Here is a 20,588-nt window from a genome sequence, read left to right as displayed (position 1 = left end):
AAAGGTCGCTTTTGTCAGGTTTTTGACGAGAACTTTTTTGTGCAGTTTTCGTAAAGAAAGGATAAAATTTATGAAAGAAATCATTCTCTGCAAATATGGCGAGATAGCTCTGAAAGGTCTTAACAAATCAAGCTTCGAGAGCATGATGACAAAGAGCGTAAAAAGAAGACTTAAAAGCTGTGGACAGTTCAGCGTATCAAAAGCGCAGTCCACATTGTATGTTGAGCCACTTAATGATGACAGTGATGTTGACATGGCGGTGGAAAAGCTGTCGAAAATTTTCGGTATCGTTAAGCTCTGCCGCTGCTGCGTTCTGGAAAAGGATATGGACGAGATACTCACAAAGTCACTTGACTATATCGAGGACGAAATGGAAACTGCGAGAACTTTCAAGGTGGACGCAAAGCGTTCAGATAAGAAGTTCCCATTCAAGTCTCCTGAGATATGTATAGAAATGGGCGGAAAGATACTTGAAAGATTTCCACACCTTAAAGTTGACGTTCACGATCCTGACGTTGTAGTAACAGTGGAGATAAGAGAAACCAACGCCTATGTTCACGCAGGCTCTATCGAGGGCGCTGGCGGAATACCTGTAGGCTCAAGCGGAAAGGCAATGCTTCTTCTCTCAGGCGGTATAGATTCGCCTGTTGCAGGCTATATGATGGCAAAGCGTGGTGCAATAATATCCGCTATCCACTTTGAAGCTCCGCCTTATACTTCCGACAGAGCAAAGATGAAGGTGGAGAAGCTTGCAAAGATAATCACTGCTTACTGCGGTGATATAAACTTCTTCTGCGTGCCTTTTACGGAGATCCAGGAGCTTCTGAGAGATAATTGCCCTGAGGAGCTTTTCACTATCCTTATGAGAAGACTTATGATGGAGATAGCCCAGAGGATATGCGAGAAAGAGGATATTCAAGCCCTTGTAACAGGCGAGAGCCTTGGTCAGGTAGCGAGCCAGACTATGTATGCAATGGTTTGCACAGACGCCGCTTGCCGTATGCCTGTATTCAGACCATGCGTTGGTATGGACAAATCTGAGATTGTGGAGATAGCAAGAAAGATAGATACTTTTGATACCTCTATCCTCCCTTATGAGGATTGCTGTACAGTTTTCACGCCTAAGCACCCTAAGACAAGACCAAATCTTGCAGACGTTGAAGCCGCTCAGAACGCTTTCGATTGGGAGCCTTATATCCAGAAAGCTATCGAGGGAACAAAGCCTTATCTTATCAAAAACGCATAGCGTATTTTCATGGCGTACACCCGTTGCATGGTGTCTGTGAAAAGGTTACAAACGGGTTAAAACTGTAACAGCTTGTAGCTTAATTGTACGCTTTTTTGTACCCGAATATTGTGTCTTCCCATGGTGAAAAATGCCGAAAAGCCCCGAATTTTCAGGGCTTTTCTTTGCGTCCAAAAGGGTGTTGAACGGGCTTGCTAATAATGAAAAATCAGTAATTTGGTAACAAAAGTGTAACATTTGCTTACAGAATTTGCTATTAACATTGGTTTTTGAAAATCGTCGAATTAACAAAATGGACAAAAAGAGCCGATTTTTTATGTGCAATATATAACTAAAAGGGGTGATTATTACTATGAAATTTGCTGAAGGTGACAAAGTGGTTACAGATAGTATTGACATAGTTACAAAAAGTGTAGTAAAATATATGATAAAGAGCGGTCGGAAGCTGTGTACTGCGGAAAGCTGTACAGGCGGAATGATAAGCCAGACGATCACTTCCGTTTCGGGAGCGTCGGAAATGTTCCTCGGCGGTGCTTGCACCTATACGGAGGAAATAAAGATGAAGCTTCTGAACGTGAAAAAGGAAACGCTGGAGCAGTATACTGTTTATTCTGAGCAGACAGCCAGTGAGATGAGCAAGGGTGCGCTGAAGCTTTTCGGTGCAGATTGTGCAGTGGCTGTTACTGGTATAGCAGGACCAAGCGGTGGCTCTCAGGAAAAGCCTGTGGGAACTGTATATGTTTCAGTGAGAAGTCGTCAGAAAGAAATAGTTAGACGGCTTGAGCTTTATAAAGAATATGAGAATTTGGACAGAAGAAAGATCCGTATGCTTACAACAGAAACAGCACTGAGAATGGTGCTTGAGCTGTATGAACAAAAGACGGAGGCTTGAAATAAATGTCAATGGCTAATGAAACAATGAATCTGTCCGAAAAGGACGATACAAACTTTTTTGTAAGAGTAGTAAGATATTTTATCCCGTGGAAGGGCGACAGAGCAGGAGAAGTGTTCAGAAAGATAGTGTTCATGTTCTCTATCGTGCTTTTCTGTGTTTCTCTTAATGAGCTTTCTGATTTTCTGAAAGCCGACGAGCAGGATCAGAACTATATGCAGGAGATCGTAAATTACGAGCCTGACTTTAGCGATGACGTTGACCTGAGCAAGAATAACGGCTCAGACGATATTGACGTTTCTGACCCTGAGGCTTCAACGAAGGACAGAAAAGTTCAGGGTTGGGCTAAGAAGCTTCTGAAAAGGAACAAGGACGTCGTAGGCTGGATAAAGATCCCCGGCTTTAAAAATTCCGCTGGTGATGAATATATAAACTTCCCTGTTCTTAAAGGCAAGGATAATGAATATTATCTTTACAAGAATATAGACAAGCAGTATTACGAATCGGGAAGCATTTATGCAGACGCTTGGTCTACTATAAATAAGGACGGGCAGTCTGACAATATCACGATATATGGTCATAACATGAGATATGTGGGAACTTCTTTTACTCACCTTACTGAGTATAAAAAGGGAGTGGATTTTCTTAAGAAATATCCTGTTATCGAGTTCAATACTATCTATGACAGCAACTGTAAGTATGTTATCGTGGGTGCGTTCGTGACGGGAATACTTGAAAATCAGGACGACGGAAAGCTCTTCAAATACTGGACTACCAGATATTTTGACGACGCTGACTATAAGTTTGACGATTGGATCTCAGAAGTGAGAAAGCGTTCGTGGTATTCAAACGATATCGAGTGTACAGCAGACGATAAGTATATATCGCTCTCAACTTGTACAAACGAAACTTCAAATCTCAGGTGGGTGATCGTGGCAAAGAAAATGACAGCTGACGATAACCTGGATCTTATAATAGATTCCTATAAGGACAAGGCAAATAAGGATATTTATTTCCCTAAATGCTGGAGAAACGTATACGGAAACAATAAGAAGTATTTCGGCTGGGATTATTGATGTTTATTACACCAAATCGGTGTAAAATAAATTTTAGCTGACGTCAAGCTCACGGACGGCAGTGAAGACGGTTTGCGTGCAGACGGTCGGAAAGGGTAATGTGATTAAAATGAAGCAGAAAAAAACTGAAGACAGCATAAAGCGAACAGCTAAGCCGTCGGTCAGGAAAGTAGGAACAATGCTGGGCAGCGGTGCGCTGGCAGTGCTGATGATAGGTACAGTAAGTATCTTTGCACTTACAAGCGGCAACAACGAGGCTCAGAAGGACACAAAAGCTGCAATAACCAACACTAAGACCACTTCTGTGACAGAAGCAGAAACTGAGAGAGATGAGACCTATACTTCAATGAACACCGTTACATGGAGAAAAGCGGGTATCAGCGAGTATAAAATGGCACAGGCAGAGTCTGAGACAACAACTTCCGCCAAAGCCACTACAACAAAAAAGACAGAAACTACTAAAAATGCAGCAAAAGAAAAAAAGGTCAATAACGTAACAATGGTCGCAACTGAGATCGTGAACGTCAGAGAAAAGGCTGACAAGAACTCAGAGATAGAAGCTATCGTTGCAACAGGCGAGGAAGTTATCGTTACGGCTGAAACAAGCGACGGTTGGTATAAGGTTACATACGGCGACTACAGCGGATATGTAATGAAGGACTATCTTAAAAAGGCAGAAGTAACAACAACTTCCGCTGCAAAGTCCGAAACTACAACAGCAGCTAAGAAGTCTGAAACGAAAAAGACTACGACAACAAAGGCTAAGACAACAAAGTCTGAAACCAAAAAGACAGAAACAAAGAAAGCAACAACATCAAGCTCGAACAGTTCTGTTATAAGCTATACAGATGAAGAATTTGATATGCTTTGCTACGTTCTTCAGGGCGAGGTAGGAAACTGCTCAGAGCAGAGCAAGATCGCTGTTGCAAATGTTATTATCAACAGAGTGAAAACAGGCAGATTTGGAAGCTCTATAAGCGACGTTCTTACAGCGCCAAATCAGTTCACTGCAATAAACGGCTATTACAGCGGCAGAAACAAGCCAACTCAGAACACTATTGATTGTGCAAAGAGAGCGCTGAACGGCGAGGATAATTCAAACGGTGCAGTTTATTACTACGCTCCAAAGTATTGCGGTGGAAGCACAGCGGCTTGGTTTGAATCACTCACATTCTGCATGGAGCTTGATGGTCAGAGATACTTCAAGTAATATTTGAAGTTTTTGGCTAAAATGCCGATATTGTAGATGTAAAATTGTATATTATGCTGAAAAGTCAGGACGAAACTTAGCTTTGTCTTGACTTTTTTTCAGTATTTGATAAACTATTATTTAGGTATGCAGTGAGTATTTTGCTGCCATTGGGAATGTTTTGCGGTGTGACCGCTTGAAGGTAAGGACAGTGTCTTGACGATGAATTTGATGACAAAAAAGATATGTGCAAATGTCTGCGCAGCGGTAATGAGTATAACTGCCGTTGGTATATGCGGTGAGCTGCTGCTGGATAATAAAAGCGTGGGCGCAGAAAAAGCCCCTGCGGTGCAGGTCAAAAACGTTGAAGCTCAAAGCGTTAAAACCACTGCCGCTACTGAGGTCTATGACTTTGTGAAGTTCAAAAAGTCCTCTGTGGATAAGTATGATATGTCTTATGTTCAGCAGAAAAAGCAGGCAAAGACCACAAAGAAAAAGGCTTCAGCCAGTGAGTTTACTGTGGAAATGCCTGAGGATAAGGGCGAGTATTACGACATAAAGAACGACCCTGCTAACTTTACAGATACAAGAAGCGTCGCTGATGAGTATTATACTGTCAACGATATAATCTCAGGAAATATTGTCACTCTTAATGGTCATGAACTGCTCTGTCAGATAGTCAACAGCGAGATAGGCGGTGAGTGGGGCGAGGAAGCCATAAAGGCGCAGGCCGTGGCGGCTTATACATGGGTCAGATTTAACGATTCTATCGGTGCTATACCTACGGTGGGGCTTAAAAGCGGATATTCTTCAAAGATAGAAAGATGTATAAATGCCGTTGAGGGTCAGACCGTTATGTATAACGGCAATATCATAAATGCAGTTTATTCTGCTTCAACAGCAGGTTATTCTACAACCAGCGAGGATATATGGGGCGTTTCTTACCCGTATCTCAAGCGTGTAAAGAGCGAGTTTGACGATAAAGATCCTAACTGGGGCATTGAAGCTACATATACAAAAGACGAGGTCAAGGAGCGTATCGAGAGCCAAACTGATATAAAGCTTTCAGACGACGTGAAGAACTGGTTTAAAATAGACTCCGCTTTCAGCGGAAAGTATATAAGCGGAGTGACTATCGACGGTCATACGAGCTGTACCTATGATGGCAGTGAAGCCAGGATAACAGGTATCACGCTCTGCAATCTCTTTGATGTGAAATCGAACGCCATGGAGATAAGCTATAAGGACGGTGTGTTCACTTTCAAGTCCTATGGCTGGGGTCACGGTGTTGGAATGTCGCAGTGGGGCGCTTGCTATTATGCCGAGGCTGGCTATACATATGATCAGATACTTACTCACTATTATGTGAATTGCTATCTTGGTCTGTCGGCTGTAAATGACAAAGCTGTAAAGAGAGGTCAGATGTCGCAGGACGAGATAGATAAGGAGATAAAGGATTCAGAGATAGTTGACGAAGGCGGAAACGCTTCAGGCGACAGCAAAGAGGACAGTGAGCCTGCACAGACTCAGCCGACCGAGAACGGCACTGTTACCACCGCTCCTGCTACAGAAGCACCTGATACTACAACAACTTCGTTTGACGTTCAGCCTGAGGATAATATCGCCACAGAGCAAAATACAGACGAAATATTATAACCGAAAGGGAGAATAAAAATGGGATTTTTTTCACCTAAGAATACACCTGAAAATGCAGTAAAGGCACAGATAGACGCAAAGCTTGCCTTTATAAACGATAAGTATACTGAGATAGGCAGATTTGTTAAGCTCAGAATGGCTGACAAGATAGAAGAGCCGGAGGTGAAAAACCTTATTGCTCAGATAGACGCAACTCTTGAAGAACTGAAAAATCTTAATGAACAGCTTCTTACCATCAGAGGAATGAAACTTTGTTCCGGCTGTGGCCACGAGATACCAGTGAATATGGCGTTCTGCCCTAACTGCGGAACAAAACAGCCTGAAATGGCTCAGCCTGTTTATCAGCAGCCTGCTCAGGGCGGTGCAGTTCCAATGGGCGCACAGCCTGTTATACAAAACAGTCAGGGCTATCATAATCACCCTGTTTCACCTGCTTATAATCAGCCACAGGCTAATCCTGTTTATGGCAATCCTGCTCAGCAGAATGTTCAGACAGCCGCTCCTATCCCTGAGCCTGTTGTGACACAGACTGCTGCACCTATCCCACAGCCTGAAACAGCACCTCAGCCTGCACCAATGCCACAGCCTGCTCCGGTGATAGCAGAAGCTCCGGTGCAAGAGCCTGCAAACAGCAGTTTTGTATTCTGCTCTCAGTGCGGTCACAAAGAGCCGGCAGGCGTTAAGTTTTGCTCAGAGTGCGGAATGAAGTTGTAATAAAAAAACTAAGGCAGCGCAGGATAATAAGTGCGTTGCCTTTTTGAGTAAGAAGTAAAAGAAGTAAAGGAAGATCTTTATGTCAGTGAATATTTCAAGCGAGCTTATGGATTATGATGTTATACTTGCTTCAGCGTCGCCAAGAAGAAAAGAACTGCTGTCATTGATGTGTGAGAATTTCAGGGTTATCCCCTCTGATTGTGACGAAAAAATACCGGAGGACGTTACACCAGAGCTTGCCCCTGAGTATCTTTCAGGGATAAAATGCAGATGTATCGCTTCGGTCTATGACCTGAGCGTTGTTATCGGCTGTGACACTGTTGTAATATGCGATGGGGAAGTTCTCGGTAAGCCTGTGGACGAAGCTGATGCCATAAGAATGTTAAAAATGCTGTCAGGCAAGACTCATCATGTTGTAACAGGCGTTACCCTTGGCAGAGGCTGTCGTTACAGTAGCTTTTCCGTTGATACCGCAGTGACTTTCAGAGAGCTTTCCGACCAGGAGATAAAAGCCTATGTGAAAAGCGGCGAGCCTATGGATAAGGCGGGGGCTTACGGCATACAAGGGCTTGGAGCACTTCTTGTGGAAAAGATAGACGGGGACTTTTATAACGTTGTTGGTCTGCCTGTGAGCAGGCTTGCAGAGGAGCTGCACGAGTTTTTGAAGAAGGTTCAGTCGAAGTAGATCTTCTTGTTGCTCTCCTGAGTTTTCGGGAACACTGTCACTTTGTCGTTTCCGTCAACTATGCAGAGAAAGACCTTGTCAGGCGATGAACAGCCTTGCTTTCTTATTTCGTTGGTGAGCCATTTTATCTCCTTGCCTGCGTATTTCAGGTTGTCCTCCATAATAACGCCGTCAAGGATAAGGTCGGTGCAAAGTTTTTCGTCCTGCTTCTCATATCCTAAGTCTTTTGGAGTGAGAGGTGCTTCTGTGGCACGTTCCATGAAAGAGATAGTGCCGTTGGTTTCCAGAATAGCGTAGTATATCTTTGAGATGTCGAAATAGCCTGATGTTCTTGCTCTTGAAAGCAGGTCGTTCACATCAAGCTTGGCGGTCTTAAGGTTTTCGGGATATATTTTGCCTTTTTCAATAAGTAGGATAGGCTTGCCCGAAAGAAAATGTCGGCAGTGGATAGACTTCATCGTAAGCACCGACAGCAGAAAGCCTGTCAGTCCGTAAAGCACCATTGCGATAACAGGCACGATAAGCTCGTCCATTTTCTGCGAAACAGCCATTTCAGAGGCGATAGAGCCTATGGTGATGCCGTTGATGTAGTCAAAAAGCGTGAGCTGTGATATCTGCTTGTTGCCAAGAAGCTTTGATATGGCAAACATAACGATTATAGAGCCAACTGTGGCAAGTATGGTGTGAGTGATGTTCATAGGCGTGACCCCTTTCAGAATATGCCCTTATTATCTGCATATGCGAACGTATTATTCTTCTGACGCATATTATGACAGAGAAACGTTGTGAGCAGGAAAGGGCGGTATCAGTGGAAAACAGGGGATCGTGCTGCGGTCAGCAGCTTAATATAATGGCTGCGGCATTTGCAAATTATCTTGGCGAGGGTTTGAGCGTTGACCAGCTTGGGCTGCTGTCAGCCTTTTTGCAGTCGGTGGGCGAGTCGCTTGACGTTATCGCCTCCGCAAGGCAGCTTTGTGCAGGAAATGATAATAATATAGCAGATAATTGATACAGGAGCGTAAAATGGGACTTTTCAGAAAAAATAAAGGCACTCCGTTAAAAGAGCTTGAACGCTATCACGGAAAACGAGTTTCCTATGTGGTGGAGCGTGAGGGCGCAGAGGAAAATGTTATCGGAAGAACAGGCGGAATATCTGTTGATAGTGAAAAGCTTGTGGTGGTGTGTGACGGACACGAGGTTTTCAGGTGCAGTACCGACGGCATAGTCTGCGCTGAGCTTATGAGCCACAACGGAGCGGATATAAAGGGCAGGGATATGACCACAGGGAAGCTTCGTCATATCGTTGTGCATTACGCAAACAAAAGGTGATATTTTTGCAAATGCACTCTCTTTGCACATAATTCTATCACATTGCAGTGGTAATATTATTACAGTCGGAAAGGAAAGACCGACAGTTAAAAAGACTTCATGATTGTTTTCTTCATATATTTTTTCTATACTTCCTTAATGAATAAAAACCTGCACGCTCGTGTGGGTTTTTATTTTTTGTATAATGTCTTAGAGAAAAATTCATTTTATTGCTGTTGACAATTCATATTTATGGTGATATAATGATTGTATTGAATATCGTAAAGGCTGTGACGAGAAAGGTGACGGTGCGAATACTTCGCAGAGAGCGGACGTTTGGTGAAAGTCCGCAGGGATAACGCCGTCAGGATCATCTCTGAGCTGATCCGCCTAAGCAGATGTGTTAAGCGGATACGGTTTCTCACCGTTAGAAAGAGATATGAGTGGCAGGCTTATGGTCTGCAATCAGAGTGGTAACACGGAGATATTATGTCTTCGCCTCTAGTCAGGCGAGGGCTTTTTTTATTACATAGAAAAAAGAGGTTGTTTTTTATGCTTACATTGGATAAGGTTTTTGACGCTTCAAACGTGCTTAAAGAGGTCATCAGACCAACAGCGTGTATCCATGCGCCAAAGGTAAACCCTGATTGTGACGTTTATCTGAAAACAGAAAATCTTCAGGTAACAGGTTCTTTCAAGGTAAGAGGAGCTTATTATAAGATATCACAGCTTTCAGACGAGGAAAAGTCACACGGCGTTATCGCCTGCTCAGCAGGAAACCACGCACAGGGCGTTGCTCTCGCCGCAACAAAGAACGGTATAAAGTCTATCATCTGTCTTCCTGACGGCGCACCTATCTCAAAGGTAGAGGCAACCAAGGGCTATGGCGCTGAGGTATGTCTTGTGCCTGGCGTTTATGATGACGCTTATGCAAAGGCTATCGAGCTTCGTGACGCTAACGGCTATACATTTATTCACCCGTTCGATGACGAGAACGTTATCGCAGGTCAGGGAACTATCGGTCTGGAGATACTAAGTCAGGTGGCTGACGCAGACGTTATCGTTGTTCCAGTTGGCGGCGGCGGACTTATCTCAGGTGTTGCATTCACTGTAAAACAGCTCAAGCCAAGCGTTAGAGTATACGGCGTTCAGGCTGAAGGCGCACCTTCAATGGTAAATTCACTTAAAGACGGCAAGATAGAGTGCCTTGAAAGCGTTCACACTATCGCAGACGGAATCAAGGTAAAAGAGCCTGGCGAGCATACCTTTGAGTATTGCAGCAAGTATGTTGACGGCGTTGTTACCGTTTCAGACGACGAGATATCATCAGCTATCCTCCACCTTATCGAGAAGCAAAAGCTCGTTTCAGAGGGCGCAGGCGCAACACCTGTTGCCGCAGTAATGTTTAATAAGATACCTGACATCAAGGGCAAAAAGGTTGTATGTCTTGTTTCAGGCGGAAATATAGACGTAACTATCCTTTCAAGAGTTATCAAGAGAGGTCTGCTCAAGTCTGGCAGATCTGATACTCTTACTATCCAGCTGGAGGACAGACCTGGTCAGCTTAGAGATGTTTCAGAGATAATTTCAAAGCTTGGCGGAAACGTTGTTTCTGTTCACCACGAGAGAGCAAGCGAGGACAGCGATATCACAGATTGCCTGCTCAGACTTGTTCTTGAAACAAGAAACTTCGATCATATCAGAGAGATAAGACAGGCTCTTACAGCCGCAGGCTTTAAGATAGTCAATAAGTAATTTTAAGACAGGAGTAGATAAAAATGGCAGAAGTTGTTTACACAAAGAACGCACCGGACGCAATTGGTCCATATTCACAGGCAATGAAGGTAGGAAACCTTGTTTTCACATCAGGTCAGATAGCAATAAATCCAGCAACAGGCAACGTTGAGGCAACAACTATCGAGGAGCAGACACATCAGGTTTGCAAGAACCTCACAAACGTTCTTGAAGCCGCAGGAACATCTATCGGCAAGGCTGTAAAGACAGTATGCTTCCTTAAGAATATGTCAGATTTCGGTGCATTTAACGGAGTTTACGGCGAGTATTTCACATCAAAGCCTGCACGTTCATGCGTTGCCGCAAAAGAGCTTCCAAAGGACGTTCTCGTTGAGGTAGAGGTAATCGCTGAGGTATAATTTAGCATATTATCTTGTAGTGGAACGGCTGAATTTTTGTTTCACAGAAATGCGACGTCCCATTATTGTGGGGCTGTATTTCAAGTATTTCGGGCGGCATATGTCGCCCGTTGTTTTTCTGTAAAAAGGGGTGAGAAAAATAAGCAGTGAGTTTATAAAAAGCAAAATGCGGACGGTGAAAAAATTCTCCATAGCCTTTGCAAAGTGGGTCTTTATCGCCTGCGCAGTGGGTGTAATAGGGGGAATAGTCGGCTCGCTGTTCCATATGGCGGTAAACTTTGCCACAGGCTTCCGTGAGGGTCATAGCTGGACATTGTATCTTATGCCGTTGGCAGGTCTGTTTATCATTTTCAGCTATCGTGTCTGCAAGGTGAACGAGGAGACCGGTACAAATCTTATCATAAGCTCTGTTCGTGGAAACATCAAAGTGCCGCTGCTTATGGCGCCTCTCATCTTTCTAGGCACCGTACTCACCCACCTTACGGGCGGTTCGGCAGGACGTGAGGGTGCGGCTTTGCAACTTGGCGGAAGCATTGGCGCAAAGGCAGGCGAGCTTTTAAAGCTTGACGAAAAAGACTCCAGCCTTGTGATAATGTGCGGAATGAGTGCAGTGTTTGCCGCACTTTTCGGCACGCCTTTGACTGCGACTTTTTTCGCTATGGAAGTAATAAGCGTGGGCGTTATATACTATGTGGGTCTTGTGCCTTGCATAGCTTCCTCTCTTATCGCATATAAAATATCGCTGTTGGCAGGGCTTGCGCCAACAAAGTTCAACATAACAGGCATACCAAGGCTTTCCCTTGTGTCTGTGACTCAGATAGCGGCGCTTGCGGCTCTTTGTGCGGTGATATCCATACTCCTTTGCATGGTAATGGAGTTTTCACATTCAAGATTTCAGATGTATCTGCCTAACACCTATCTCAGGATAGCTGTAGGTGGCGTTGTGATCATTGCATTGACTTTGCTTGTAGGTACAAGGGATTACAACGGAGTAGGCGTAGACGTTATCGTGGCGGCTTTAGAGAAAGGTAAGGCGCACCCGGAAGCCTTTGCCCTGAAAATGCTTTTCACCGCCATAACTATAAATACAGGCTTCAAGGGCGGTGAGATAGTCCCGACCTTCTTTATCGGAGCAACTTTCGGCTGTACAGCCGCAGGCTTTTTGGGGCTTGACCCATCATTCGGTGCGGCTATAGGTCTTGTGGCACTTTTCTGTGGCGTTGTGAACTGCCCTGTGGCTTCCATACTTCTCAGCTATGAGCTTTTCGGCGGAAGTGGACTTGTGCTTTTTGCGGTTGCCTGCGGAGTAAGCTATATGCTTTCGGGCTATTACGGACTTTATTCCAGCCAGAAAATAATGTACTCAAAGACAAAGCCCGAATATATCAACATAAATGCAAAATAAAAGAGAGCCAAGCGGCTCTCTTTTTTTGTCTATTCACTCATTGTTATGCTCTCAAATTTACCCCTTGTGACCTTGATAAGGTCTTTCGGAGAAAGCATTATCTGCGACCCGATACGTCCGCCGCTTATGATTATCTCCTCAAACTGCTCTGCAGAGCTGTCAACTACCGTCATGTACTGTTTTTTCATACCAAGGGGTGTACAGCCACCACGAATGTAGCCCGTAACAGAGTTTATATCCTTCACATGGAGCATCTCCACCGACTTTTCGCCCACAGACTTTGCCGCCTTTTTCATGTCAAGCTCCTCTGCGATAGGGATAGCGAAAACATAGTAATTTCCGCTTTTACCCACTGTCACAAGGGTCTTGAACGAGCTTTCATACGGCTGACCGAGCATATCTGCAATGTGTATGCCGTCGATAAATTCGTCGCACTCATATGTGTTGACCTTGTATTTTACCTTATTTCTGTCAAGAATACGCATGGCGTTGGTCTTGACTTCCTTATCCTTTGACATTTTTTATCGCTCCCAATAAAATATTGCCCCTATTTCTCCCTTGAAAGCTTCACAGTGTCAGCAATTATCTCGGCGCACATTTCGTAGCCAAGCCTGCCGCTGTCAAGGCACATATCATAGCTTGAAATATCTCCCCACTTTTTGTTGGTGTTGGAGTTGTAATAGTCGGCACGTTTTTTGTCATACTTTTTGAGCCTTGCTTCCACCTCGTCCTCGGAGATGTTGTGCTTCTCAATTGCGCACTCCTGACGCTTCTCAAAGCTTGCATTAATGAAGACATTCAGCGTCTTGACTTTGTTTTTCAGTATAAAATCTGCACATCTGCCCACGATAACGCAGTTTCCCTTTGAAACAAGCTCCATTATTACCTCTGTTTCAGCAGCGAATATCTTCTCTGTTATAGGATACTCTTTCTCCTTTGAAAACAGATTTATCGGTGTTTTGAGAATGCTCAGAGCGGCTTCCTCGTATTTTTGTATCTCGCTCATTGCAATGCCGCTTTTTTGTGCCGCCATGTCGATTATCTCTCTGTCATAGCATGGGATACCAAGCTTTTCAGCCACAAGCTTACCGATAGTCGAACCGCCTGCGCAATAATGTCTGCCGATAGTGATAACTTTTATTTCAGCCATTTTCTGTTTCTCCTTTTGCAGTATTTTTTTATTTTTTTGTCGGACTTCTGCCCTTTTATACAGTATAATATATTTGCTTGTTATTGTCAATAACATATTGGTTACACTTTGTTTAAGCTGGAGTAATAAAACTCCTCATAAAACGGAAAAGGACCGACCCTATGGTCAGCCCTCTTTCGTAGTAAGGAAAGTAAAATGAATTAAAACGAAAAATTCCTATTTATCAGCGTTGGCTTCTTTTATTTCGATATAAGCCTTCATAAGCTTGATAGCACCGTCAACGCCTGTTTTGGACGAGTTGATACAAAGGTCATAGTTCTTTGCTTCGCCCCACTTCATGTCGGTGTAATAATTATAGTATGAAGCTCTCCGCTTATCAGTCTTGCGGATAAAGTCCTCAGCTTTGTTTTTTTCGATATCGTATCTCTCAAGGATACGCTTTTTCTTTTCGGCAGTGTTGCCGGAAATGAAGAAGTCGATAATATTAGGCTCATTTTTCAGAACATAGTCAGCGCAACGTCCTACAATAACACAAGGACCCTTCTTTGCAATGTTCTTGATAGTTTCAAACTGAGCCAAGAAAATCTTGTGATTCAGCGGCATATCAGGATTGATCCTGCCGTCTGCACTTACAGGGTAATTACCCATGACCAGTGAGAAAAGAAAGCTGTTGGTATAGGACTCATCGTTCTTAACAAAAAGCTCCTGACATATACCGCTCTCTTTTGAAGCCATTTCCAAAAGCTCTTTATCATAGAAAGGTATGCCCAGATCATCAGCAAGCTTCTTGCCTATTTCACGTCCTCCGCTGCCAAATTCACGGCTGATAGTAATAATCGATCTCATAAAACATATCTCCCTTCTTTGATATATTCTTTTTAACGTGTATTTATTATAGCATATTTTTTGTGATTTGTACATAAAAATTCGTAAAATTCTTGCACAAATTTATGTATTTTATATTGTGCATTTTGCGTACAAATATATTTAACAAATTCGTGACAAATACAAAGGCAATAAAAAAGCGGGACGAATGAACGTCCCGCTTGAAAATACTGAATTATTCAGCAACGTTAGCGTTTGCTTCCTTGATGATGTAATCAACAGCCTTCTGGTTCTCAGCAACGCACTCTGTCCATGTAGTAGCTCCGCCGCCTGTTATCATTGTAGCCTGGTTTACTGTCTGCATAAGTGTTGAAAGCTCAGCAGATACGCCGTCCTGGAAGTCAAATACAGGATTCTGTCTAGCCAGATCGTAAATTGTCTTACGCATCTCGATCATATCGTCTGTCCAGCCGTAGTCGTTCTTGAGCTGTTCTTCTGTAATGTTCTGTACCTCAGAGTTTGCAACCTTGCAGCAGTTTACGAACGCATTGAAGCCGTCTGGGTTTGGAGCATTCTTGCAGAGAAGATAGCCGTTTACACCTGTAGATACATAGTACTTGTCAGAATCGTCCATTCTTGGCATTGGAACGAACATAACCTCGCCGTCCTTGACGCTTCCGAATGTCTTAGTCTTTTCAGGAGTATCCTCGAGAGCCCATGTGCCGATAGGAATGAACAGTGTGAGCTGTGAACCAAGACCTTCACCGTTAGCTCCGTCACCTCTTGTATTCCAGTTGTTGCTTGATCTGTCGAATACAACGTTGTTCTTCTCAAGGTTGTACATAAGATCCTGAACTGTGCCAACTTCAGCCTTGCCCATGTTGTTTACAAGCTTGCCGTCCTCAAGACCGATAAGTGGATAACCGCAAGTATCGTTAAGAGCCTTGCCATACCAGTAACCATCAAGAGCATATCTGTCAGCTTCAGAGTCTGCAAAGTCAAGGCACATCTCTGTGAACTTGCTCCATGTCCACTCGTCATTAGCGTAAAGCTCAGCAGGATCGTCATAGCCAAAGTCTGATATTGTCTTTGTGTTGTATGTACAAACATACTGTGGTCTTACGTCGATAGCAGCTACATAGTGCTTGCCGTTGAATACGAATGAATCGTTAAGTGTCTGTGATGATGACCAGATGTCTGAGCTGAAATCAACTACATCGTCGATAGGCTCGAACATGGCCTTGATAGCACCCTTAGGGAATGCGTCCATGTCGTCAGCAGGGAAGAAGTCAGGTGAGTCGTTAGCCATAACTGCCTTAGCAAGATCAGTATATCTGTTATCCCAAGTTGTCTGAACGTACTCGATCTTTCCACCGTACTTAGTCTGGAAAAGTGAGATAGCAGGTGATTCTGACTTACCATCACTAGGGTTGATGTCATAGTGAGCCATCCACTTGATAGTCTTGTTTGAAAGCTCGATGTCAGGGAGCTTATCCTGAAGTGCATTTACCTGCTCCTTCTGATCATCTGTCATAGCCTTAGCTTCCTTCTTGGAAGATGAGCTGTCACTTGATGAGCTGCCGCAAGCAGCCATGCTGCAAGCCAGTGAAAGCGCACAAGCAGCAGCGAAAATTCTCTTTGCCATTTTCATTATAGTAACCTCCTTGATAATAGACGAATGTTCCTTACCCAAAAACGTTCATCTGTTACGATCGACAAGCATTGTTACCCGACAACGCTTGCCATAACGCTTATTTTTCGTCCTTACTAATGATAACAAAAAGTTTAAATTTAGTCAATCAGCATTTTGCAATATAAAGCTCAAGCGTTTTTGTTGATTATGACAAAGGTGTGTTGAATTTGTGTGAGTATTCGTTTTCAGAAAACGTTTTCGCAATTTCACTCATACATATTAATAAAAAGTTTACAATTGTTGTATACAGGTTTTACATTACTGTACCACCTGCCTTTTGTCAGCAGGTGAGAGCTTGAATGTCCTCTTGCGACATGGCAGGGTGAACGGCGCGGTTTATGCCCATTGCAATGAGCTTTGCGCAGTTTTCCGAAAGTTTGTCAGCAGTTTTCGGAGCGACCATGATGTTTTCGGAGCTTTCAGGTGCGGTCTGACCGAAAATGTGCTGTGCGGCAGTGCAAAGGTCTATGACCGTTGGCACACCTATGGCAATGCACTTTACCCCGAGGGTCGAAAGCGAAAGCTCTTTTCGTGCGTTTTCGACTCCGCTTCCCGGAGAAATGCCGGTGTTGCAAAGCTGTATTGTCCTGCCAAGATTTGAAAGTTCGCTGCAAGCCAGTGCGTCAACGGCAATGATAGCCTGCGGTGCTACACGCTCTGCAATTGCTTTTACCTGCTCTGAGGATTCTATTCCCGTGTTTCCAAGCACTCCTGTCTGTATCACTGTGACCTCGCCCAGATCGTCAGTATCAATCTCTTTTGCAAGGCTTTTTATGTGGCGGGTAGCGAAGATCTTTTCAGCAGTAAGAGGGCCAACAGCGTCGGAAGTCAGGGCATAGTTCCCAAGCCCTACCGCCAAAAAACGTTCACAACCACCGCAAAGCTCCCCTATGGCTTTTGCTATGACTTCTGCACGCTCACGAAAACTGTCGCTGTACATATCGAATGTTGAATCTGTGGCGGTAAGGGTGATGTATCTGCCAACAGGTCTGCCAAGCTTTTCGGCGGCTTCCTGTGTTTCTATGGTGATGTCCGTTACCTCAAGCCTAGCGTTTTCAATAACCTTGTTTTTGACTTTCACTCCCTGAAGCTTTTCCGCACCGCCTGCCTGAGAAAAGCTCTCCGCCGCCATATCCGTTCTAATGCTCATTTTATTCACCTTTCTGTGATATCGTGTAAGTTTTTGTGTGTTCCTACAATTTAGACCGCAAAATTTCTATATTTTTTTCAGTAAACCCCCTTGCAATTTCTTTTGAAATGTGGTAAAATATTTTACAAGGCTTGTTTAAAGGGCTTTCCGCATTTCCTCTCAGTCTGCGGATAGCTTGTGCAAATAAGTGCAAATTTATACAGAATGAGGGAGGTGTCGGTATGCCAAACATTAAATCCGCTAAGAAGAGAGTCAAGGTTATCAACACTAAGACAATGAGAAACAAGGCTGTAAAGTCTGATCTTAAAACTGCACTCAAGAAGGCTGACGCTGCTGTAGCTGAGAATGCAGAAAACAAGGAAGAAGTAGTAAGAGCTGCTATCAAGAAGGTAGATATGGCTTGCACAAAGGGCATTATGCATAAGAATGCCGCTGCAAGAAAGGTATCACAGCTTGCTAAGAAGCTTGGCTAATTTTTCAAAGTAGCTTACAAGACCGTTCCGAATGGGGCGGTCTTTTTTGTGTATTGGTCTGTACTATATAAATAGTATACTTTGTTGGTCGTAGTTGACTTTTTGGAGCTGTTATAGTATAATTGAGTTGATAATAATGCAGGGGAGGGATTTTATGACGTATCGTGTTGGAAAATATACGCTGCCTGAATACAGTGTGCTTATGTCGGTGTATGACCGTGAGCTTCCTGAGAACCTTAACGAGAGTCTTGAGTCTATGCTCATGCAGTCATATCCTCCCTCTGACTTCGTGCTTGTGTGCGACGGCAAGCTCACCTGCGAGCTTAATATCATCGTGAAGTCTTTTCAGGACGAGTTCAAGCATATTTTCCATATCGTTCAGATAGACGAGAACGTGGGCGTTGGAAAGGCTTACAACGAGGGCATAAAGGCGTGTAAATGCGATTATATCGTGAAAATGGACAGCGACGATATATCTCTCCCTAACCGATGCTTGAAGCAGATGACCCTTTTTGCGGTGAAACCTAAGCTTGATATCATCGGCACATATGTGGAGGAGTTCGACACTGACACTGACGAGGTAGTTTCGGTGAAAAAAGTGCCTGTCATGCATAAGGATATCGCTTCATATTCCAAACGACGCAACCCTTTCAACAGGCAGTCTGTGGCTTTTCGCAAGTCCTTTGCGGAGAAGATAGGCGGTTACAGTGACCTTAAAATGTGCGAGGACTATGAGTTTATCGCACGAATGTTACAGCATGGTGCAAAGGGGCAGAATATACCTGAGGTGCTTGTGCGCTACCGCATAGATGAAAATACTGTGGATACACGCAAAAGCTGGGAGCATACAAAGGCTTTCATTCGTGTGAGGTGGATAATACACCGCTCAGGGTATACGGGCTTCCGTGACTTTTTCATGCCATGCGCTCTGCAGCTTGGCTTGTTTATATTTCCCAGAAAATTCACCCGTTGGGTATACAGAACGTTTCTCAGAAAATAATATTTTTTATATATGAAAATATGAACCCAATGTCGTGTGGGTTCATATTTTTTTAGTTCAAATAAAAGTAAACGTTATCAATTTTGAACACGATGTTAAACATTAAAAATGGCTATTGACAATGATTTTTTATATGATATATTTAAAAGTATGGAATATAAAGCCTAAAGGCGAGAGCTTCGCAAAGCTTGGCTTTATAAAAATTTGAATATTTTAAATATTAATGATAAGGAGAACATTATGCGTGAAATAATGAAAAGAACAGTTGCTGCCGTTATGGCAGTGCTTATCGCTTGTGCGGCAGCAGGCTGTAGCAGCACAGGAAACAGCAGCTCAGGCAGCTCGTCAGCAGGTGAGACTACCACTACAACAGCCCCTGTCGTTGAGGATATGGGCAATATCGACCTTTCAGACGTAACGACAGAGTATGACGTTCCTGAGGATTTCAGTTACGAGTCCGAGGCGGAAAAAGGAACTCTTTCGGGAGGTGCGGCAGTGCTTGATAAGAATTTCCTTGGTAAGTTTTCTGGCGATGGCTTCGTTTCCGTAGGCTCATCGGGAGATATGGTGGAGTTCGAGATAGATTTTCCTGCAAAGGGAAGCTATAATATTACTCTCACAATGGCGGCAGACGGCGAGGGTCAGTCAAATCTTATCACTGTTGACGGTGCTGCGCTCACAAACTTCACATCGACCACAACAGAGTTTGGCGACACTATGGCTGAAAATGTGCTTATCGACGAAGGTACTCATAAGGTAGGCATAAAGGGCGACAATGGTCATATCTATATTGACAAGATAAAGATAACCCCAGCTCCTGCTATCGACCTTTCACAGTATGAGGTATCAAATCAGCTTTCAAACCCTAACGCTTCTGACGAGGCAAAAAGACTTTATAACTTCCTTACGGACGTTTACGGAAAGTATACTATCTCAGGTCAGTCCTCAGGAGATAACGAGGGCAAGGACTGCCGTGAGTTCAAGGAGATAAAGAAGCACACAGGCAAGACGCCTGCTATACTTGGTCTTGACGTTTCAAACCTTTCAAACAGCGCACTTTCACATGGCGCAGGCGGCGGAGATATGGTGCCGTTGCAGGCTATGGACTGGTACAACAACGAAAACGGTATAGTTTCACTTTGCTGGCATTGGTATGCCCCTGAGAAAAACCTGGAAAAGAACGGCGGAGCATGGTGGCAGGGCTTCTATTCTGAATACACAGACTTCGACCTTGCAAAGGCTCTCAGCGGCGAGGACAAAGAGGGCTACGATTCTATCATAGCAGACCTTGACCATATGGCAGGGGTACTTAAAGAGCTTGCAGACGCAAACGTGCCTATCCTTTGGCGACCTCTCCACGAGGCGGCAGGCGACCCTAAGTATCCCGGCAACGCATGGTTCTGGTGGGGTTCAGCAGGAAAGGACGCATACATTCAGCTTTGGCAGCTCATGTATGACAAGTTCACAAATGAGTATGGTCTTAACAACCTGATCTGGGTATGGAACGCACAGAATCCTGACTGGTATCCGGGTGATGAGTATGTTGACATCATGGGCTATGACTGTTATCCTGCAGAGCGGGACAGCTCTTCACAGAAGTGGTATTATGACCTTGTGAAGTCAAGCACATCCACAAAAAAGATAATCGCAATGACAGAGAACGGTTCGATGTTCGACCCTGACGGAGCATTCAACGACGGCACACGCTGGGCGTGGTTCAGTACATGGAACGGCGAGTTCTGTATCAAGGATAAACAGCTTTCAGATCAGTACACCACATTTGACGAGTGGAACAAGATCTACAACAGCGAAAGAGTTCTCACCCTTGACGAGCTTCCAAACCTGAAATGTTATCCAATGGATACTGAAAAGTATCTGGAGGAGCATAAGTAAATTCGGATAAAATAAAAACTGCGGACGGCAAAATGCTATCCGCAGTTTTTGTTTTTATAATTACAATGCTTGTACCAAGG

General features: G+C 44.0%; 21 protein-coding genes and 1 other annotated feature. Of the genes, 15 read left to right on the top strand and 6 right to left on the bottom strand.

Features of this window, described 5'->3' with window-relative positions; translation table 11 throughout:
- The first annotated feature begins 70 nt into the window (after positions 1-70).
- From thiI to AB5Z01_RS03485, 7 genes are all read left to right on the top strand, one after another.
- Complete coding sequence (thiI, locus tag AB5Z01_RS03515; RefSeq protein WP_117863880.1) at positions 71-1,246, top strand: tRNA uracil 4-sulfurtransferase ThiI; 1,176 nt, start codon at positions 71-73, stop codon at positions 1,244-1,246.
- Between the two features lie 352 nt (positions 1,247-1,598).
- Positions 1,599-2,138, top strand: a complete 540-nt coding sequence (locus tag AB5Z01_RS03510; RefSeq protein WP_287215992.1) for a CinA family protein — start codon at positions 1,599-1,601, stop codon at positions 2,136-2,138.
- Between the two features lie 5 nt (positions 2,139-2,143).
- A complete protein-coding gene (locus tag AB5Z01_RS03505) occupies positions 2,144-3,214 on the top strand; it encodes a class B sortase (protein WP_287215990.1) in 1,071 nt (356 codons plus the stop codon).
- A gap of 109 nt (positions 3,215-3,323) precedes the next feature.
- On the top strand, positions 3,324-4,424 hold the full coding sequence (locus tag AB5Z01_RS03500) for a cell wall hydrolase (RefSeq protein WP_195221551.1): 1,101 nt from the start codon (positions 3,324-3,326) through the stop codon (positions 4,422-4,424).
- 201 nt (positions 4,425-4,625) lie between these two features.
- A complete protein-coding gene (locus AB5Z01_RS03495; RefSeq protein ID WP_287215988.1) occupies positions 4,626-6,059 on the top strand; it encodes a SpoIID/LytB domain-containing protein in 1,434 nt (477 codons plus the stop codon).
- 18 nt (positions 6,060-6,077) lie between these two features.
- Complete coding sequence (locus AB5Z01_RS03490) at positions 6,078-6,773, top strand: zinc-ribbon domain-containing protein (RefSeq protein WP_138336358.1); 696 nt, start codon at positions 6,078-6,080, stop codon at positions 6,771-6,773.
- Between the two features lie 79 nt (positions 6,774-6,852).
- Positions 6,853-7,458 (top strand): nucleoside triphosphate pyrophosphatase, encoded by a 606-nt coding sequence (locus tag AB5Z01_RS03485; RefSeq protein ID WP_181979751.1) that lies wholly within the window; start codon positions 6,853-6,855, stop codon positions 7,456-7,458.
- On the opposite strand, the gene AB5Z01_RS03480 is transcribed toward AB5Z01_RS03485, so the two are convergent.
- Complete coding sequence (locus tag AB5Z01_RS03480; protein ID WP_287215985.1) at positions 7,446-8,156, bottom strand: DUF421 domain-containing protein; 711 nt, start codon at positions 8,154-8,156, stop codon at positions 7,446-7,448. The two genes, AB5Z01_RS03485 and AB5Z01_RS03480, sit on opposite strands and share 13 nt — an antisense overlap.
- Before the next feature lie 71 nt (positions 8,157-8,227).
- Between AB5Z01_RS03480 and AB5Z01_RS03475 the strand changes: the two genes are divergently transcribed.
- The 5 genes from AB5Z01_RS03475 to AB5Z01_RS03455 all read left to right on the top strand — a co-directional run bounded on the left by AB5Z01_RS03475 (position 8,228) and on the right by AB5Z01_RS03455 (position 12,324).
- Positions 8,228-8,467 carry a hypothetical protein gene (locus AB5Z01_RS03475; RefSeq protein ID WP_022287621.1) on the top strand — a complete coding sequence of 80 codons (240 nt, stop codon included), beginning with the start codon at positions 8,228-8,230 and terminating at the stop codon, positions 8,465-8,467.
- Between the two features lie 14 nt (positions 8,468-8,481).
- On the top strand, positions 8,482-8,787 hold the full coding sequence (locus tag AB5Z01_RS03470; RefSeq protein WP_022287622.1) for a hypothetical protein: 306 nt from the start codon (positions 8,482-8,484) through the stop codon (positions 8,785-8,787).
- Between the two features lie 260 nt (positions 8,788-9,047).
- Positions 9,048-9,272, top strand: a binding site (T-box leader).
- A gap of 46 nt (positions 9,273-9,318) precedes the next feature.
- On the top strand, positions 9,319-10,521 hold the full coding sequence (gene ilvA, locus AB5Z01_RS03465) for a threonine ammonia-lyase (protein ID WP_022287623.1): 1,203 nt from the start codon (positions 9,319-9,321) through the stop codon (positions 10,519-10,521).
- A 23-nt stretch (positions 10,522-10,544) separates the two neighbouring features.
- On the top strand, positions 10,545-10,919 hold the full coding sequence (locus tag AB5Z01_RS03460; RefSeq protein WP_022287624.1) for a RidA family protein: 375 nt from the start codon (positions 10,545-10,547) through the stop codon (positions 10,917-10,919).
- 166 nt (positions 10,920-11,085) lie between these two features.
- Positions 11,086-12,324: a chloride channel protein gene (locus AB5Z01_RS03455; protein WP_368365329.1), complete on the top strand. Its 1,239-nt coding sequence runs from the start codon at positions 11,086-11,088 to the stop codon at positions 12,322-12,324.
- Between the two features lie 29 nt (positions 12,325-12,353).
- Here AB5Z01_RS03455 and ybaK read toward each other — a convergent pair whose 3' ends face one another.
- From ybaK to gpr, 5 genes are all read right to left on the bottom strand, one after another.
- Complete coding sequence (gene ybaK, locus AB5Z01_RS03450; protein ID WP_022287626.1) at positions 12,354-12,842, bottom strand: Cys-tRNA(Pro) deacylase; 489 nt, start codon at positions 12,840-12,842, stop codon at positions 12,354-12,356.
- Positions 12,843-12,871: 29 nt separating this feature from the next.
- Positions 12,872-13,474: an AAA family ATPase gene (locus tag AB5Z01_RS03445; protein WP_022287627.1), complete on the bottom strand. Its 603-nt coding sequence runs from the start codon at positions 13,472-13,474 to the stop codon at positions 12,872-12,874.
- A gap of 216 nt (positions 13,475-13,690) precedes the next feature.
- Complete coding sequence (locus AB5Z01_RS03440) at positions 13,691-14,320, bottom strand: AAA family ATPase (RefSeq protein ID WP_022287628.1); 630 nt, start codon at positions 14,318-14,320, stop codon at positions 13,691-13,693.
- A gap of 214 nt (positions 14,321-14,534) precedes the next feature.
- On the bottom strand, positions 14,535-15,950 hold the full coding sequence (locus AB5Z01_RS03435; protein WP_117927458.1) for an ABC transporter substrate-binding protein: 1,416 nt from the start codon (positions 15,948-15,950) through the stop codon (positions 14,535-14,537).
- Between the two features lie 322 nt (positions 15,951-16,272).
- The gene (gpr, locus tag AB5Z01_RS03430; protein WP_278339865.1) at positions 16,273-17,142 is read right to left on the bottom strand and encodes a GPR endopeptidase; all 870 of its coding nucleotides are present in this window, start codon (positions 17,140-17,142) and stop codon (positions 16,273-16,275) included.
- Between the two features lie 221 nt (positions 17,143-17,363).
- Between gpr and rpsT the strand changes: the two genes are divergently transcribed.
- The 3 genes from rpsT (at position 17,364) to AB5Z01_RS03415 (ending at position 20,508) form a co-directional block, all read left to right on the top strand.
- Positions 17,364-17,615, top strand: coding sequence for a 30S ribosomal protein S20 (rpsT, locus tag AB5Z01_RS03425; RefSeq protein WP_022287631.1), 252 nt, complete (start codon positions 17,364-17,366; stop codon positions 17,613-17,615).
- Between the two features lie 154 nt (positions 17,616-17,769).
- A complete protein-coding gene (locus AB5Z01_RS03420; protein ID WP_022287632.1) occupies positions 17,770-18,615 on the top strand; it encodes a glycosyltransferase in 846 nt (281 codons plus the stop codon).
- Between the two features lie 240 nt (positions 18,616-18,855).
- A complete protein-coding gene (locus AB5Z01_RS03415) occupies positions 18,856-20,508 on the top strand; it encodes a glycosyl hydrolase (RefSeq protein ID WP_368365328.1) in 1,653 nt (550 codons plus the stop codon).
- The last annotated feature ends 80 nt before the right edge of the window (positions 20,509-20,588 follow it).

The sequence above is a fragment of the Ruminococcus sp. RTP21359st1_H3_RTP21359_211015 genome (assembly GCF_040909065.1).
In the GTDB taxonomy this organism is placed as follows: domain Bacteria; phylum Bacillota; class Clostridia; order Oscillospirales; family Ruminococcaceae; genus Hominimerdicola; species Hominimerdicola aceti.
The sequence above is the reverse complement of the archived record's forward strand: the minus strand, read 5'-3'. Positions and strand labels throughout refer to the sequence as shown.